This window comes from Sarcina ventriculi (assembly GCF_900456775.1).
Taxonomy (GTDB): Bacteria; Bacillota; Clostridia; order Clostridiales; family Clostridiaceae; genus Sarcina; species Sarcina ventriculi.
In genome coordinates this window covers 135,261-151,791 of the sequence record NZ_UAUL01000011.1, presented here as the reverse complement: position 1 = coordinate 151,791, position 16,531 = coordinate 135,261, and the positions used below count along the sequence as shown (strand labels likewise).

Annotated in this window: 14 protein-coding genes; 6 read left to right on the top strand and 8 right to left on the bottom strand. The window is 25.4% G+C overall.

The window, feature by feature from the left end; all coding sequences use genetic code 11:
- Position 1: 1 nt before the first annotated feature.
- The 3 genes from DR020_RS11045 to DR020_RS11035 are packed head-to-tail and all read right to left on the bottom strand — an operon-like array spanning position 2 to position 3,196.
- Positions 2 to 2,212: a heavy metal translocating P-type ATPase gene (locus DR020_RS11045; RefSeq protein ID WP_112365974.1), complete on the bottom strand. Its 2,211-nt coding sequence runs from the start codon at positions 2,210 to 2,212 to the stop codon at positions 2 to 4.
- Between the two features lie 24 nt (positions 2,213 to 2,236).
- Positions 2,237 to 2,614: an HMA2 domain-containing protein gene (locus DR020_RS11040; protein ID WP_055257451.1), complete on the bottom strand. Its 378-nt coding sequence runs from the start codon at positions 2,612 to 2,614 to the stop codon at positions 2,237 to 2,239.
- Positions 2,615 to 2,629: 15 nt separating this feature from the next.
- A complete protein-coding gene (locus DR020_RS11035) occupies positions 2,630 to 3,196 on the bottom strand; it encodes an HMA2 domain-containing protein (RefSeq protein ID WP_112365973.1) in 567 nt (188 codons plus the stop codon).
- A gap of 365 nt (positions 3,197 to 3,561) precedes the next feature.
- Between DR020_RS11035 and DR020_RS11030 the strand changes: the two genes are divergently transcribed.
- The gene (locus DR020_RS11030) at positions 3,562 to 4,272 is read left to right on the top strand and encodes a carbonic anhydrase (RefSeq protein ID WP_112365972.1); all 711 of its coding nucleotides are present in this window, start codon (positions 3,562 to 3,564) and stop codon (positions 4,270 to 4,272) included.
- Between the two features lie 81 nt (positions 4,273 to 4,353).
- Here DR020_RS11030 and DR020_RS11025 read toward each other — a convergent pair whose 3' ends face one another.
- Both DR020_RS11025 and DR020_RS11020 read right to left on the bottom strand, forming a co-directional pair.
- On the bottom strand, positions 4,354 to 5,046 hold the full coding sequence (locus tag DR020_RS11025) for a Crp/Fnr family transcriptional regulator (protein WP_112365971.1): 693 nt from the start codon (positions 5,044 to 5,046) through the stop codon (positions 4,354 to 4,356).
- A 40-nt stretch (positions 5,047 to 5,086) separates the two neighbouring features.
- The gene (locus DR020_RS11020) at positions 5,087 to 5,419 is read right to left on the bottom strand and encodes a hypothetical protein (protein ID WP_058991722.1); all 333 of its coding nucleotides are present in this window, start codon (positions 5,417 to 5,419) and stop codon (positions 5,087 to 5,089) included.
- A 402-nt stretch (positions 5,420 to 5,821) separates the two neighbouring features.
- Here DR020_RS11020 and DR020_RS12285 point away from each other — a divergent pair, with 402 nt between their 5' ends.
- The 3 genes from DR020_RS12285 to gloA all read left to right on the top strand — a co-directional run bounded on the left by DR020_RS12285 (position 5,822) and on the right by gloA (position 11,275).
- Positions 5,822 to 5,998, top strand: a complete 177-nt coding sequence (locus DR020_RS12285) for a hypothetical protein (protein WP_156304284.1) — start codon at positions 5,822 to 5,824, stop codon at positions 5,996 to 5,998.
- A 44-nt stretch (positions 5,999 to 6,042) separates the two neighbouring features.
- A complete protein-coding gene (locus tag DR020_RS11015; RefSeq protein ID WP_112365970.1) occupies positions 6,043 to 10,782 on the top strand; it encodes a hypothetical protein in 4,740 nt (1,579 codons plus the stop codon).
- Between the two features lie 112 nt (positions 10,783 to 10,894).
- Entirely contained in the window at positions 10,895 to 11,275 is a 381-nt protein-coding gene (gene gloA, locus DR020_RS11010) for a lactoylglutathione lyase (protein WP_055257457.1), read from the top strand.
- 89 nt (positions 11,276 to 11,364) lie between these two features.
- On the opposite strand, the gene DR020_RS11005 is transcribed toward gloA, so the two are convergent.
- Positions 11,365 to 12,153 carry an HAD family hydrolase gene (locus tag DR020_RS11005; RefSeq protein ID WP_112365969.1) on the bottom strand — a complete coding sequence of 263 codons (789 nt, stop codon included), beginning with the start codon at positions 12,151 to 12,153 and terminating at the stop codon, positions 11,365 to 11,367.
- 193 nt (positions 12,154 to 12,346) lie between these two features.
- On the opposite strand from DR020_RS11005, the gene DR020_RS11000 reads away from it, so the two are divergent.
- Positions 12,347 to 13,438 (top strand): ATP-binding protein, encoded by a 1,092-nt coding sequence (locus tag DR020_RS11000; RefSeq protein ID WP_160110474.1) that lies wholly within the window; start codon positions 12,347 to 12,349, stop codon positions 13,436 to 13,438.
- Positions 13,439 to 13,503: 65 nt separating this feature from the next.
- Here DR020_RS11000 and DR020_RS10995 read toward each other — a convergent pair whose 3' ends face one another.
- The gene (locus DR020_RS10995; RefSeq protein ID WP_408069139.1) at positions 13,504 to 14,484 is read right to left on the bottom strand and encodes a tyrosine recombinase XerC; all 981 of its coding nucleotides are present in this window, start codon (positions 14,482 to 14,484) and stop codon (positions 13,504 to 13,506) included.
- Between the two features lie 535 nt (positions 14,485 to 15,019).
- On the opposite strand from DR020_RS10995, the gene DR020_RS10990 reads away from it, so the two are divergent.
- Complete coding sequence (locus DR020_RS10990; RefSeq protein WP_112365966.1) at positions 15,020 to 15,907, top strand: alpha/beta hydrolase; 888 nt, start codon at positions 15,020 to 15,022, stop codon at positions 15,905 to 15,907.
- A 45-nt stretch (positions 15,908 to 15,952) separates the two neighbouring features.
- Here the strand turns inward: DR020_RS10990 and DR020_RS10985 are convergent, their stop codons facing one another.
- A complete protein-coding gene (locus DR020_RS10985) occupies positions 15,953 to 16,495 on the bottom strand; it encodes a hypothetical protein (protein ID WP_055257461.1) in 543 nt (180 codons plus the stop codon).
- Positions 16,496 to 16,531: the final 36 nt, after the last annotated feature.

Here is a 16,531-nt window from a genome sequence, read left to right as displayed (position 1 = left end):
ATTAAACTCCTCTTTCCATGTTAAAGAACATAAGCCTTATAGAGTTTGAAACAACAAATATTGTACTAGAATTATGAAGTATAGCACCCCATAAAACAGGTAATCTTCCAATAGCACTTAACATAAGACCTAAACTATTTATTCCAATTACAAGACCAAAGTTTTGTTTAACTACTTGCATAGTATTTTTTGATAAATCCATTATTGTCGGAATCATCATTGGATTATCACCATTTATAGTAATATCTGAAGCTTCCATAGCTACATCAGTACTTCCTCCACCTAAAGCAATTCCAACATTTGCATAGGCTAGGGCAGGGGCATCATTTATACCATCACCAACCATTACAACTTTAGCTCCTTTAGATTGATACTTTAAGACTTGTTCTGCTTTATCAGATGGTAAAAGTTCAGCTTTATATCCATCAACGCCCATTTTTAACGCAACTTCTTTAGCTTGTTCCTCTAAATCACCAGTTAAAAGAACTATATCATCAACGCCTTGATATCTAAGATTATTGATTGTTTTTTTCATATTTTCTCTCATCTTATCTTTTACAGAAATTAAAGCAATTAATTTTCCTTTAAAAGCAACGTATATAATATTTCCACCAGAGCTTTGAATTTTTTCTTCCTTTTTAGATATATTCCTTAAAGATATTTTGTTTTCTTCTAAGAATAATCTACTACCAACTAAAACTGTTTCACCATCTATTGTAGTTTCTATTCCTCTTGCAATATGCGTTATTACTTCTCCGTGTAAAGGAAGCTTTATATTTTCTTCTTTAACTTTATTAATTATTGCAACGGACATAGGGTGTGATGATGTTTCTTCAGCAGCACCAGCTATTTTTAAAATATCTTCTTCAGTATAATCTTTATTTATAATCATTATATCTGTAACAGCTGGTTTTCCTTCAGTTAGAGTTCCTGTTTTATCAAGTATCATAGTGTCTGCACTAGCTAATGCCTCTAGATAATTTCCACCTTTTATCAAAACTCCATGCCTTACAGCGTTGTTTATAGCAGCAGAAAAAGCCGTAGCTGTTGATAACTTTATTCCACAAGAATAATCTATTACCATCATATTTAAAGCTCTACTCATATTTCTAGTTAATAAATAAGTTAAGCCTGCAAATAAAAAGTTTGCTGGTACTAAATAAGTGGAAAATTTATCTGCATAATCTTGAATAGGTGCTTTTTTAGAAGCTGCATCTTCAACTAAGTGAACAATTCTAGATACAACAGTATCATCACCTGCTTTTTCAGTTTTTATTGTTATGCTTCCACTTTTTATAATTGTTCCTGCAAAAACTTTTCCACCAATTCCTCGAGTTACAGGCATATATTCTCCTGTTACAGAAGATTGGTCTATTATAGCTTCACCTTGAACAACTTCACCATCTACACAAATTTTTTCACCTGTATAAGCTACAATTAAATCCTCTCTTTTTATTTTATTAACAGGCATCTTTTTAACGCTACCATTATCCAATAGCTTCCAAACCTCTTCTTCATTTACAGACAACATTTTTTTGATAGAATCTCTTGTTTTTTCCATTGTATAAATTGTCATAAGTTCTGCAATATCTGATAAAAGAGTTATTGTTAAAGCTGACTTATCATTTCCAAGTAAAAGGCTAGATACTATTGAAGTTAAAGTTAGTGTATCTGCATTAGGCTTTTTATCTCTTATAGCACCTCTAATACCATTATCTAAAAGTCCCTTATTTAAATAAAGAGAAACAAGAGCAGGTATTGTTAAAAATTTTCCAAACACTCCAAATCTGTCAACATTATAAAAGTCTTTTAAATTTAATTTTTCTTTTACTAACACATAACCTAATGTTCCTGCATTTAATACAACTCTTTTTAAAATATCTTTAGATGTTTCGGTTTTTTCATTTTTTATTATTTGTTTAGTATTCACACGTTTTTCTGCTTTAACTTGAGAAATTGCTAATGAATATTTATTTAGAACCCTATGGACTATTTCTTGTATATCATCTTTATAAGCTAAAGGATTATATTCTATTAATATAGAACCAGTTATAGGATTTAGTGATGCTAATTTTATAACATCATTTTCATTTAAAGTTTTTTCAATAATCTCTTTATAATCCCCTAAATATTTAATGCTATTTGAAAATAGTCTTAATCGTCCTTTAATACTATGTTTAACAACGGTATTAATTACTGCATTACCTTTCATAGTTGCCTCCTTGTTAAGACATTTTTAAAGTTTTTTAACAGCTTCATTTAATTGTTGATTTATAGTCTTTATAACAAAATCTAAATTACTTTCTCCGTATTTTTCAATTAACTCAAAGTTGTTAAGACCTATTTCTTTTAATTTTTCAATCCATCTTAGTATCTTTTTTTCATATGTAATATTAACATCATATATAACTAAGATACTTCCTGTTAAATTATTTATTTCAACTGAGGTTACACCGTCTAATTTTTTTAATGATTCATCTATAAACTTTTCATAAACTATATATTCTTTTGGAATAAGCTTTAAAGAACTAACCTTAAGTCTAAGTCTCCCTGGTAAGCTGTGAGAAACTTTAATTTTCATTAATTGTCCTATTATAAACTTTTTAAAATTCATACTTTTCTCCTATATTTATAATCTAGTTCCCCATCTTAATAGGGTATATCCATTAGGAAGTGACAGAGGATTTCTTCTAACTATTACAAATCCACTAACTACAAGTAAAATAGTTATTATAGATTTTATATCTAAAAGACCACTTGTCTTTTCGTAAACAGCCATATTTACAGCTTCTTTCATATTTTTAAGTTCTCTAGTCACTAATGCTTCAGGTTTTTTAGTTAAGCTTTCTTCTAAACCCAAAAGCTTTGCTATAACTCCTATTAGTACTGCTGGATCAACTGCTTTTTCATCATAAACAACTAAAAGACTGTTTGTAATTGTATTTACCTCTACAACTTTAATTGCAGAGACTCTTGATAGTTGTCCAATTAAAAGTTCCTTAGCCTCTTCATTGTTATTTAACATAGGAATATAAAATCTGATTCTTCCATTTATACTATGTTTTATTTCTAAAACACCTTTAAAGCTTGGCAAATTAGATTTATTCTTTTTAGTAAAATCATTTTTACTCATTAAATCACCAATTATTTTCCCAGCTAAACTAAGTAGTATAAAATTAACAATCTTACTATTCATAAAATCACCTCTTTTCTACATTTTTTTATTTCCTTAATTGTAATATTATATCAAATTAAATTTTATTTCAATACTAATCAATGATATTTTCTACATTTATAAATTAGATATACTATAAATAATTATATTATATAAGAATAAGAAAAGGGTGAAAAGACTAAAAAATATTATTATTTAAATTAATCAACAATTTTATAATATGTAAAATATAGAAAATAAGAGAATACGAGAGATAAATATATAAAATATATTATTTTATCCTTAATATTATTTTTTTTCATATTGAAGTTAATTATGTTAATTGATATACTGATATCATTAATATATACAAAATTTAATTCTTTATATAAATGGAGGAATTATAAATGAAAAAAACGACAATAGCATTATTTTTATCTGGAATATTAACAATAGTTGGTCTAGGTACATTTTCAATAGTAAATGCATCTAATAACAATGACATTGCTACACAGAAGGAAATAACCCTAGATGATATGGTTATTAATGATGGTGATGATGCTTTAAATAGATTAAAATTAGGAAACAAATTATATGTTAACGATACTAGCCAATCAATGGATATCTCTAGTTCAAAAAGAGCTTCTTTACAAAATAAACAAAATCCATTTGCCGTTGTTGTATCTTGTTCAGACTCAAGAGTTGTAACTAGTAATATCTTTAATACTGGACTTGGAGATATCTTCGATATAAAGCTAGCTGGAAATGTTGTTGATGATTTAGCATTAGGTTCTATCGAATATGCAGTAGAGCACTTAAACACTCCTTTATTAGTTGTGATGGGACATGAAAATTGTGGAGCAGTTACAGCGGCTTATAATAGTGTAAAAAATGGTGAAAAAGTGAGTGGAAATATAAAGGATATAGTAGAGGAAATTGAACCGGCTGTAAAAAATGCAAGCTCAATAGATGAAGCATCACATAATAATGTTTATGATGTTATACAACAAATAGAAAAAGATTCTGCAATAAAAAAATTAGTAGACGAAGGAAAGTTAAAAATTGTTGGAGCTTATTATGATTTAGATGGTGAAGTTCAATTTTTAGATAATGTATAATATTTAATTTCATTAAAATAGCCAGTATAATATTAATTTTACTGGCTTTAATTTTTTTATATTCAATTTGTAGTATATTTATTACTTTATACCTTGTATCAAACTTTCTAAATTTAATATTTTAAAATTGTTTTTATTAAAATCTATTATTTTTTCATTTCTCATTTTGCAAAGTTCTCTTGATAGAGATGGGCGTGTTATATTAAAGAAATTAGCCAATTCTTCACGATTTAAAGATGAATTTATATATAAACTTTTAGTCTTATTATATTCAGACAGTATATATTTAGAAATTTTTCCTCTTATGCTTTTTATAGATAAATATTCTACCTTTTGATTTAGTATTTTAGCTTTATTTGATATCAATTTTATAGTATTACTTATTAATTTTTTATGAAATGTACAGCTACTAGAACACGGATTTAATATAAATTGGGGATTAAAAAATAGTATACTGCAATCACTTTGTGCTGAAATGCTAGATGGCCAAGTTAAATCACCATTAAAAGCTGCAACTTCTCCAAAAGTATCACCAGATTTTAAAAGTGTCATAATACTTTTACTTCCATCTATATTTTCTCTTAAAACTGAAATTTCACCACTTATTATTAACCCTATTTCTTTTAAATTTTCTCCAGCAAAAACTATGTATTGACCATTCTTATAATGCTTTATATTACATTTAAAGCATCTTAATAATTTTCCAGTATCATTTTCGCTAATGCCATTAAATAAATTTGTATTTGCTATGTTTTTTATTATTTTTTCATCCATAAACAACCTCGTAATAATATTATAAATTTTTTATATAAAACTATTTATATAATTCAACAATTTCTCCATTTATATTTTTCCAACCAAATAAATCTTCAGTTTCCTTTTTTTTGAATACTATGTAACTGTTATTATCAGAATATTTTAATACAATAGGAATAATTTCATATTCATTTGTAAGGGTATTTGCTGAAGAATATATTTCTATATAATGCCTATTAGATTCATATATTCTAAGAGATACTTCCCCTAGTAACACTTCTAAACTATATTCTTTTGTACCTAAATATTCATTAAGTTCATTCATTAAATTTTGGGTATTAGCCCTTTCTATTACTATATCAGATTTGTATTCAAATATTTCACACTTCATTTTATGCACATCCTTTTTAAGTCTTTAACTTTAAATTAATATTTTACTATATTATAGTTTACGTTTTTTTGATATATCCCACATAATTCCTACAAAACCTATTAATAAAAATAAAAAAAGTATAACTATAACACCATCTGCTAAAAATTCCATGCTATCATCTCCAATTTATAATTTTTAAATGTTTAATTATATTATAAAATAAAAAATATATTAATGTATACTTTATTATGAATAATTCAATAAAATAACATATTATCATTTTTTTATATCTTAATTTTTACATAATAAAAAAAATTACCATCATTTTTTTACCAAGTTTGCATTAAAGGATATCATAAATGAAGAAAAGTGATATAATAACATATGCGAATGAAAAATAAATAGGAGTGTATGTATGTTATGGACGATAAATTTAAAATAGATACATCAGACATGGTAGATTTAGTTGAAGAGGAGAAAAAAGATAAAAAGTTTAAAAAAATGAACTTAATTTTAAAAATTGTAATTATTTTAGGTTTTATAATTATGATTTGCTTGTATATATTTTTATCTATGCAACCTAACGGGTTTAATTAATGTATGACAAATAATTTATAAATTACTTATTAAGGAGACAGAACATGATGAACAAAAAAGTAGCTAGTATTGCAATAAGTGCTTCATTAGTTGCAGGAGGTGTAAGTATACCAGTAACACTAGTATATGGACAGACTCTACCTAAAACGACTATAGAATACTCTGGTAAGTATGATATTACAGATGGTGAACAGGCACTAAATCAAAACACGCAAAATAAATTATTTAATATAAATGTTAAATACATATATAACAATAAAGTAGTAAAAAACGAAACACAAAAAGTAAATTATAATGGAAGTGTAAATATAAATATACCTAATGGATATAAAGAAATTAATGTAAGTGGAACGGATAATAACATACAAAGTAATGAAACAGTAGTTGTAAATATAACTCCTATAACTTATAAAATTAATTATTATATAAAATACAATGGTTCTTATTTAAAAGAAGAAAGTGTAGAGGCAACGCAAAAAGGTATTGGTAATCCTGTAAATTTGATTAAAAATAATATACCAGATGGTTATGAATTTTCTTCGGCAACAATGAATGGAAAAAGCATATCTGAAAGTGATTTACAAAACGTGTATGCTTCAACTAATAGCAGTGTTGTTATAAATGTAAATAAAAAAACATATAACTTTAAATATGCCTTTAAAGATAGCAATGGTAGCGTAATAAAAGATGGAAACTTAACCTATCAAATAGGCAATAGCATAGTTAATTTGACTAATTTTGTTCCAAAAGGATATCAAATTGTAGGAAATAATAATTTTAATAATTTTAATAATTTTAATATGTTTGGCAATAGCAGTGTAAATATAACTGTTGCTCCTATAACACATAATATTAATTGGAAATTAGTAAACTCTTTAACTCAAAAGGAAATAAGTTCTGGAACACAAAAAATAGACGAATTAAATGGAAATTTCAACGCAAGTAATCTTATTCCAAAGGGGTATATTTATGTTGCTAGCAGATTAAATGGTATATACAGTACTTTAAATCAAATTCAAAATATAAGCAATAACAAAAATTCAGATGTAATTATAGCGGTTGAAGAGGAGAGTAATGTTGGATTAGTTACTACAAAAACAAATAATTCGGCTAGAACTGCAACTATAACTTATAATGATCCTAATGCAAAAAGTATAAGTTTAGTTGTTGGAAATCAGTCTGTGAATTTAAGAAATAGTGGAAATGGAGTTTGGTCAATTACAGTACCTCTTCCTATAAAAGGTAATGAATTCTTATATAAATTTGTAGTTGATGGAAAAGATGCATTAGGACATGGGGTTCAATGTATAAATAATAATAATGTTTTTACATATACTCCATTATTAAACACTATAAATTACAATGTTACTTGCAATAATAATGAAGTTAATAAAGGGAAATTAAATGTAAATAATAGTGATAAAACTACAAATTTAACATTAGTTATACCAAATGGTTATAAATTTGTATCTGCAACTTTAAATGGACAACCTGTATCCGAAAAAGATATAACATCTATCCCTGATTCAACTAATTATGATGTACATATATGTGTAGAACCTGTTTATAATAAATTATCTTATAAAGTACAATGTGGCGATACTATTTTAGAAAATAACAGTATAGAAGTATATAATACAGATTACAAAAGTAATTTATCTAAATTAATACCAAATGGGTATAAATTTAGCTCAGCTACTGATAATGGAAAAAATATATCTGAAACTGATTTGCAAAATATAAGTAATTCAAGTGTAAATAATATTGTTATTAATGTAGACCCTATAGAATATAGCACTAATGTAAATTTTTATAACTCTGAAACAGGAACTTTATTAAAAACAGAAAAATTAAATTATACATACAACAAAAATCTAAATTTTAAGGATATAGGAAAGTTAGATGGATACACTTTTAAATATGTTGAAAATAATGGAGTTGTTTTAGGTGGAACTAATATAACTGAGTTTAGTGGTTCAAGAGTTGGAAATATAAACATTTATGAATCTCCAAATGAAAATACTTTATCTATAAAGATAGAAGATAGTAAAAAAGTATTTAGTACTAAAAGTATACAAATTGCAAATAATAATGGACATACAAACTTATCAGACATGATACCAAAGGGATATGAGATAGCTAATTTAAATATAAATGGAACATATGTAAATGTTGCTGAATTAAATTATATTCCTAATTCTACTTATGGGAATATAACTATAAAAATACAACCAAAGGAATATAAATTAATATTTATAGATTCTAGCACAGGTAATAAAGTATCTAGTGCATCAGTCTATGAAATTTCTGATAAAGGTAGCAATTTTTCTACATTAGTTCCTAGTGGATATAAAGTTGCAAGTATAGAAATAAATGGAGTTAAGAGTGATTATACTTTAAAAAATATACCAGTTGCTGCTGGAGATATTACAGCGTATGTAGAGAATCAAATGAGAACATTGAACGTAGAAATGTTAGATGGTCAAACCCCTATATATAATGCAAGTTCTCAAGTATCTAAAACAGGGTACACAAATGTCGCAAGTGAAATTCCTCAAGGATATGAACTTGTTAGTGCTACAAATAACGGAACATCAATATCTGCCAAAGATTTAAGTAAAATAAGTAATTCTAACAATAATAATATAGTGATAAATGTAAAGCCTGTTACTAGCACTTTAAAAGTTCCTGTATATAATAGTAAAAATGGTTGGTTAATAACTACAGAAACTTTAAATGTGAATGTAGATAAAAAAATAAACATAGAAGACATAGCTAAGGTTGATGGCTATAAGTTTGATTATGCAGAAGTAAGCTACGCAAGATTAGATAAGGTTAAAACAATTACTGGAGTGGGTATGAAAAATTTAAAAGTATACCTAACACCAGAAAAAGATAGTTCTACATTAATCATAAAAACAGAAAATGGTCAAGTTTTAGCTAAAGATAGTCTAACAAACTATCCGTCTAAAAAAGATTTAACTAATCTAATACCTACGGGATATACATTAAATAAGTTAGTTAATGATAGTGGTGATACTATAGAAACTGAAAACAAACAACAGTTATTTAATAATAATTTAATAGGATATCCTTCTATAAAAAATTTATATAATATAATGTCTACCGAATACATATTAGATAATATTGATAGTGAAGTAATACCTAGTAGTGCAGTAAATTTAGATCTTTCAAATAACTTTACTGCATATGTTAGCAAAACACAGTATAATGTTAAGGTTAATTTTTATGATGAAACTACAGGTAAAGTAATTGATACTAAAACTCTAACCTATACCTATGGAGAACCTGTAAATATGACAGACTTTGTAAAAACAGATGGATATAAATTTGATTATTTAAATAGTAACGGAGTACATATTTTAGATGAAAATATGGATTCATTTAATGCTACTTGGTGGATACAAAATAATAATTTAAGTGTTTATATGTTACCAAATACATTATCTAAAAATATAAAATGGGTTAACTCTCAAAATGGAACAACCATTACAACATCAACTATTACAGGTGACTGTAATGAAGAGGTAGATTTAAATAAACTTTGTCCTACTGGATACACTATAAAGAATATTAATAATTACAATAAAATACCTAGTGATGATAAAATAGAATTATCTCAAATAGATAATATGGTAATTCAAATTAAGCCTGTTAGTAAAACTTTAAAAGTTAATTATGTTTATAACACAGATAATAATAAAACAATAAGTAAGACATACACAGGCAATATAAATCAAACAGAAGATTTAACTTCTAATATACCTAATGGATATTCAATAAAAAATGCTAATATTGATGGTAAAAGTATAGACATAGATACATTAAAGAAAATAAATTTAAGTGATAATACTGTTACTATTTATTTAGAAAAGAATCCAACAACAATAAATATAAAATGTATAGACAGTAATACAAATAAAGAAATTTCAAATAATAATTTAACTACAAGTGATTCATCAGTTGATTTAACAACTTATATACCAAAAGGATATAAAGTTACTAGTGCCAAAATAGGTAATACAACAATTTTTGAATCCGCACTAAAAAATATTAATCCTGACAAAGGAAATGTTGAGATATATGTACAACCTATAGATATCACAGGTACTGTAAACGCAAAATATAGTAATGGTAAATTAAATATATCCTTTACTAATGTAACAGCTACTGAAGTAGCTTTAAATATAAATGTAAATGGTTGGTCATTATATGATATGACTAATGAAGGTAATGGTGTTTGGGAAGCTACTGTTGATATACCTAGTGGTATAGATAGTGTAGAGTATAATTTTAAAGTGGATAATGCTAGTTGGACAACTGGAAAAAGTAATTCTACACAAAACAGCTATAATACATACAAGATAACTCAAAATGACAAACAAGGCGATACTAAAGTTACAGAAATAGGAAATGGATATGTCAAGGTTGAATATACTAATGCAAATGCTAAAACAGTTAATATTCACTATTTATCTAATGACGTATGGGACACTAAACAAATGAGTTATAATAATGGAGTGTTTAGTATTGATGTTCCAGTATCTGAAAATTCAACACAGTTAGAATTTAAATTTATAATTAATGGAAGTGATTGGGTTGTAGCAAATGGTACAAATACGCAGGGTAGTGGTGTATATGAAAATAATATATTTACTTATGGAAATGCTGCATTTGCAACAACTCAAACATCTAAAACAAGTAAACCTAATAAGATAACTGAACTTGTAAAAAATATTTCAAATTGGATAAAGAGTTTGTAATACTTTTAAGTATAAAATAATATAGCATCTGATAAAAAAGTAAGTACTTGTATAAATATTACATATAAGTTAATATAAAAATAAATAATGTATTCATGGAGGAAATAGAATTATGTCAGTTAAAATGTTACACACTTGTATAAGGGTTATGAATTTAGAAAAATCATTAAAATTTTATAGAGATGCTTTAGGACTTATTGAAACTAGAAGAAAAGATTTTCCAGAATATAAGTTTACTTTAGTATATCTATCAGATAAAGTTGGCGGATATGAAATAGAATTAACTTACAACTATGATCCAGAAAAGCCATATGAACTTGGAAATGGATTTAGTCATACTGCAATTGGAGTTTCTGACCTAGAAGGAATGAGAGAAAAACATAAATCTTTAGGATATGAAGTTACAGATTTAAAAGGTCTACCAGGAGAAAAACCTAGATATTACTTTGTAACAGATCCTGATGGATATAAGGTTGAAGTTATAAGAAACTAAAATTAAAAAAATATTTTAATAGTATATTTAAACTTATATAAGATTTAAATATACTATTTTTATTTAAAATTTATTTTTCAAAAGATTTATTATTTACAAAGTAGTTTATCTTTTATTACTTCTAATACACCATTTTTATCATTAGATGGAGCTATAAATTTAGCCTCTGACTTTAATTCATCAACTGCGTTTTCCATTGCATAGGAATATTTTGCAGATTGTATCATTTCTAAATCATTAAGTCCATCACCAAATACCATTGTTTCTTCTGGACTTATATCAAAGTGATTTTGAAGTGCTTGTACACCAAATCCTTTACTTACTTCTTTATTTATTATATGTAGCCATTTAACTGTAGATACTGATATTTTAACCTTATCTGCAAATAACTCATTATAAATTTTAAATGTATTTTCCTTAGCTCCATTTGGATCAAATATAGTAAATTTAACTATCGGTTTATTTATTTCTTTTAAATCATTAACAAAAGTAATATCATCATAATATTTTTTAAGTTCTGTTATAAATTCTTCATTTACATTTTCAATATATGTCATATCTTCAGTGCATAAAAGCATATTATATGAATTTTTTCTTCCAATATCTATAAATTTATGTACAAGAGCCTTATCTAATTGGCTTTTATATAAAGTTTTTCCTTTAAGTGAACCACAACTTCCATTTTCAAAAAGCATTATTAAATCGTCTTTTATTTCTCTAAATTTAATTTCAAGGTTTTTTCTTTGCCTTCCACTAGCAACAGCAAAGAGAATATTTTTTTCTTTTAATTTATTAAATATTTCAAAAAAATCTTCATGAAGTTCTTCATTTTTATTAAGTAAAGTTCCATCCATATCTGTTACAATAAGTTTTATCATTTGTGACCTCCTAAATTATTTTTCATTTGCATTTCTAAGAAATAATTATAACATAAAAATATTTTTTCAAAAGTGATTTTAAAAGTTTATTTTACTAGTTAGATTGCTACTATCTGGTTAATAAAATAATGTAACAAGAAAAAAGTAAATTCATATAAATAATAATATATTATTTATTAGGGGAATTCGTACGGTGGAAACAAATAGGATTTTAATAGATAAGAACTTTTTAAGAAAAACACTTACAGAAAAAGAAGATGTTTTAACATCTTTGTGTCAACTAATAGATAATTCAATTCAAGCTTATGATAAACTTACATACAAAAGAGATAATATATGTAATGTAAAAATAAAGATTAACAAAAATTATATAATAGTACAAGATAATAGTGGGGGAATAGAAAAGAAAGTAACTGATGAAGAAATATTTAAAATAGGAAATACCTCTTTAGATGAATTTAGAGGGGTTGGGTTGAAAAAGGCTATTTTAAAATTAGGAAATACTGTTATTATAAATTCAAATAGAGCTGACTTTTCTTGTAAGATACAAATGTCAATTAAAAACTGGAAGGCTTATGACTGGAGCTATACAGTAGAAGAGGAGGAATATAATAATCGATTAATAAGTGGCACTAGAATAGAAATTAAAGCATTAGAAGATGTTGTAAAAAAAGAAATATGCAATGACGATTTTGAAACAAATTTGATTAAAAAACTAGGAAAAATTTATAAGCAAAGATTAAAAAATAATAAATTAAATTTAATATTAAACAATATAAATGTTAATCCTGTTGTTGTTAAGGGTAGTATATTAACTTATAAAAAAGCAAATTTTTATAATGAGGATTTAAATTTTTCACTTTATATCAAATTATACAAAGCTTTTCAAAATGAAGCAAATGGAATGGATTTATATATAAATGATGATATAGTATTTAATAGAAATAATACTAAATTAGTAAAATGGAATTATTTAAAGGAACCTGGACATAGTTATAAAAATTGTGTAGTTGAAGTTATAGTAAATAGTGAGGAACCTCGAAATAAAGTTATGACAAATATGCCTTATATACTTCAATGTGTGATAAAATTCATTAAACAAAATAATAATTATTTTGTTGCAGATAAAATATCAATTCAATTTGAAAAAGACGCGAAAAAAATAGAAGCCTTAAAAGAATATTTTGGAGATGCAACAGCGAAAGAGGTTGGAAGTAGGGCATTTGATTATTTATATGTTAAATATCTAGATTATATAAGTAATGAATATAAAAATGTAAACTAAAACTATGGATTTTTTACTACTTGTTATTAATAGTAATTTTCGTATTTAATTAAATACGAAAATTACTATTTATTTATATTTGCTAATGGATTAGATTTCACAGCATCTCTTAACCCATCATCATCTACATGCACATAAATTTGAGTTGTAGATATATTTTCATGTCCTAGTATTCCTTGTATGCTTCTAATATCAACTCCACCATGCTTATACATAAGGGTGGCTGCTGTATGCCTTAATTTATGAGGAGTATATTTTAAATTTGTAAGTCCTGAACTTTGCACATGTTTTTTGATTAACATTTCAACTGTTCTTTGATTTATTTTTCTATTTTTTGCTGATATAAACAAAAACTTTTTTTCCTCAAAAGAAACTTTAGAATCATCTCTTACACTTAAATAGTCATTTATAGCTTTTAAACACGCTTGGTTTAGATAAACTATTCTTTCTTTATTTCCTTTACCGATAATTGTTAGTGTATCATTTTTTATTTTAGTCATATCGACGCTACAAAGTTCTGATAAACGCATACCAGTATTTAAAAATAAAGTTATTATACAATAGTCTCTATAATAATTCTTGCTATTTTTATTCATATTGTTAAGAAGTTGCATACTTTCATCTAGTGATAAATGTATAGGTAAATTCTTTCTGGTTTTAGGTATTTCCAATTCTAAAGTAGGATTTTCTTTTATTATTTTAGCTTTTGTTTGTAAAAACTTAAAAAATGATTTTAAAGAAGCAACTTTTCTTGCTCTAGTTTTAGTCTGATTATTACGACTTTTTTCAACAAAAGTTAAGAAAGCATAAATATCCATAAGAGTTATAGATTTTATAAAATCATCTGATATATTATTTATAGGGATTTCATCAAACTCTAGCTTAGAATCTGTAACTAATCCTTTGTAAATAGCTAAAAATCTAAAAAATATAATTAAATCCTTTTTATATTCATGTATTGTGTTAATTGATTTACCTTTTATAGTTTCTAAATAATTTAAAAAGCTGTTTAATATTTGTGGTGAATCAGAATTTTCTATATTTATTCCAAATCTATTTAATATCTGATTGTTAGTAATTATATTATTAATATTAGATTCTCCAAGAAAAAGATTCTTCTTTTCAGAAGTCTTTTTCGCTTCAATTCCTTCTTTTATACTTCTATTTAAATCAAGTTCTTTAAGCCACCTTAAAATCATGGTTTCGGATATTCCATATATAGAGCTTAGTTGTTTTGTTGTTAAATTATGCTTTCTAATTAATATATATATATCCTTTATAATATACGAATAATTTCGATACCCTTTAGAATCAAGAATATTGAATTCTATCTGATGTATAAGTTTTTTATCCATCTCTGTAAGAGGAATATTTAAAAGTTCTAAAACTTCAGCACTATATTTAAAATCTCTGTATTTGTATTTATTGGTCATTTAATCCTCCATTTTATTTTAAGTTAACATAGCTATATTATAGCTTAATTTTATAAATAAAAAAATATTATAAAAAGAGAGTAATTTTTCTTTATTCCAAGATAAATTTGGTATAATAGAATAAAAAAATAAGAAAGGGTGATAATTAATGGATAATATATTAGAATTAGATTTAAAAAAACCATTAGTTAATTTAACAACAGATATAGTATTTTCTCAATATACAAGGGGATATGCTAATGTTTGTTTAAAGATGGATATGTTAAAATCTCAAAGTGAAAAACCTTTACCAGCATTGGTATTTATTCCTGGAGGCGGATTTGTAAGTTCTAATAAGGATGCTTATATTCAACAAAAATTAAAAATCGCAGAAAGTGGGTACATAGTTGTTAGCATAGAATATAGAACTGTTCCAGATGGAATATTTCCAGAACCTCTACAAGATGTAAAATCAGCTGTACGTTATTTAAGAGCACATGCCGAAAAATTTAACATAGATAAAGAAAATATAGCTGTAATGGGAAATTCGGCAGGAGGATATTTAGCTGCTTTAATGGGAGTTACAAATGGGCTTAAAGAATTTGATAAAGGTGATAATTTAAGTGAAAAGAGTGATATCAAAGCAACCATAGATATTTATGGACTATCAGATTTAACATCAATAGGTCATGGATTTTCTGAAATAATTCAAAAAGTTCATAAATCATCAGCCGCACCAGAAGCTCTATGGGTTCATGGTATGCCTATAAGAACTAAGCAATTAGGTCTTGGAATCAATGACGATTTAGAAAAAGCAAATAGAGCAAATCCAATAAATTATATAAGTAAAAATTCTACACCTTTTTTACTTATGCATGGTGATAAAGACAGTTTAGTATCTTCATACCAAACAAAAATTCTTCATGAAGCATTACTTAAAGAGGGGATTGAATCAACTAGATATATAGTTAAAGAAGCAGAGCACGGTGGAATATATTGGGTTCAAACAGAGATTACAGATATAATAATAGAATTTTTAAATAAACATTTAAAATAATAAAAAGAACCTCTTATCTTTATCAAGAGGTTCTTTTTATTATTTTTATATAATTTTTTCAAAAAAATCTTCAAATTCTTTAAATTCAGCTACTTTTATATTTGAAAATATTTTTAATATAAGATACATAGATTTTAGTTGATGAATTTTATCATAAAAACTAAATTTATCAGCATATTTTTCAAAAGGTAGACCAATAGGGGGAGCAGCTACTCCTATTTTATATATGTACCCATATGGATCATTTCGGTAATCATATCCATGAACTAAAATATCATAAATATCTTCTATTAAATATTCAGTCTCTTTCATATTTTTACTTAAAAAAAGTTGTTTTTCAATTAATTCAATTTTTTCATCCAGAATGTTTTTGGTTACAGAATTAAAGTTAGAACTTATTTTATACTTATGATTTATATTATTTTTTATCAATTCTAATTTCATTTTTAATTTATCACAATTTTTAGAATCGTTGTCTAAATAATATTTAATTAATTCATTTAATAAACTAAAGTGAAAAATTGGATTATCAATATCCTCTATTTTGTCAAAATTCTCTCCGATGTAATTTTCAAATAATCTTATCATAAAAACACCCCCTATTTATATTTTAAACGTTTTCCA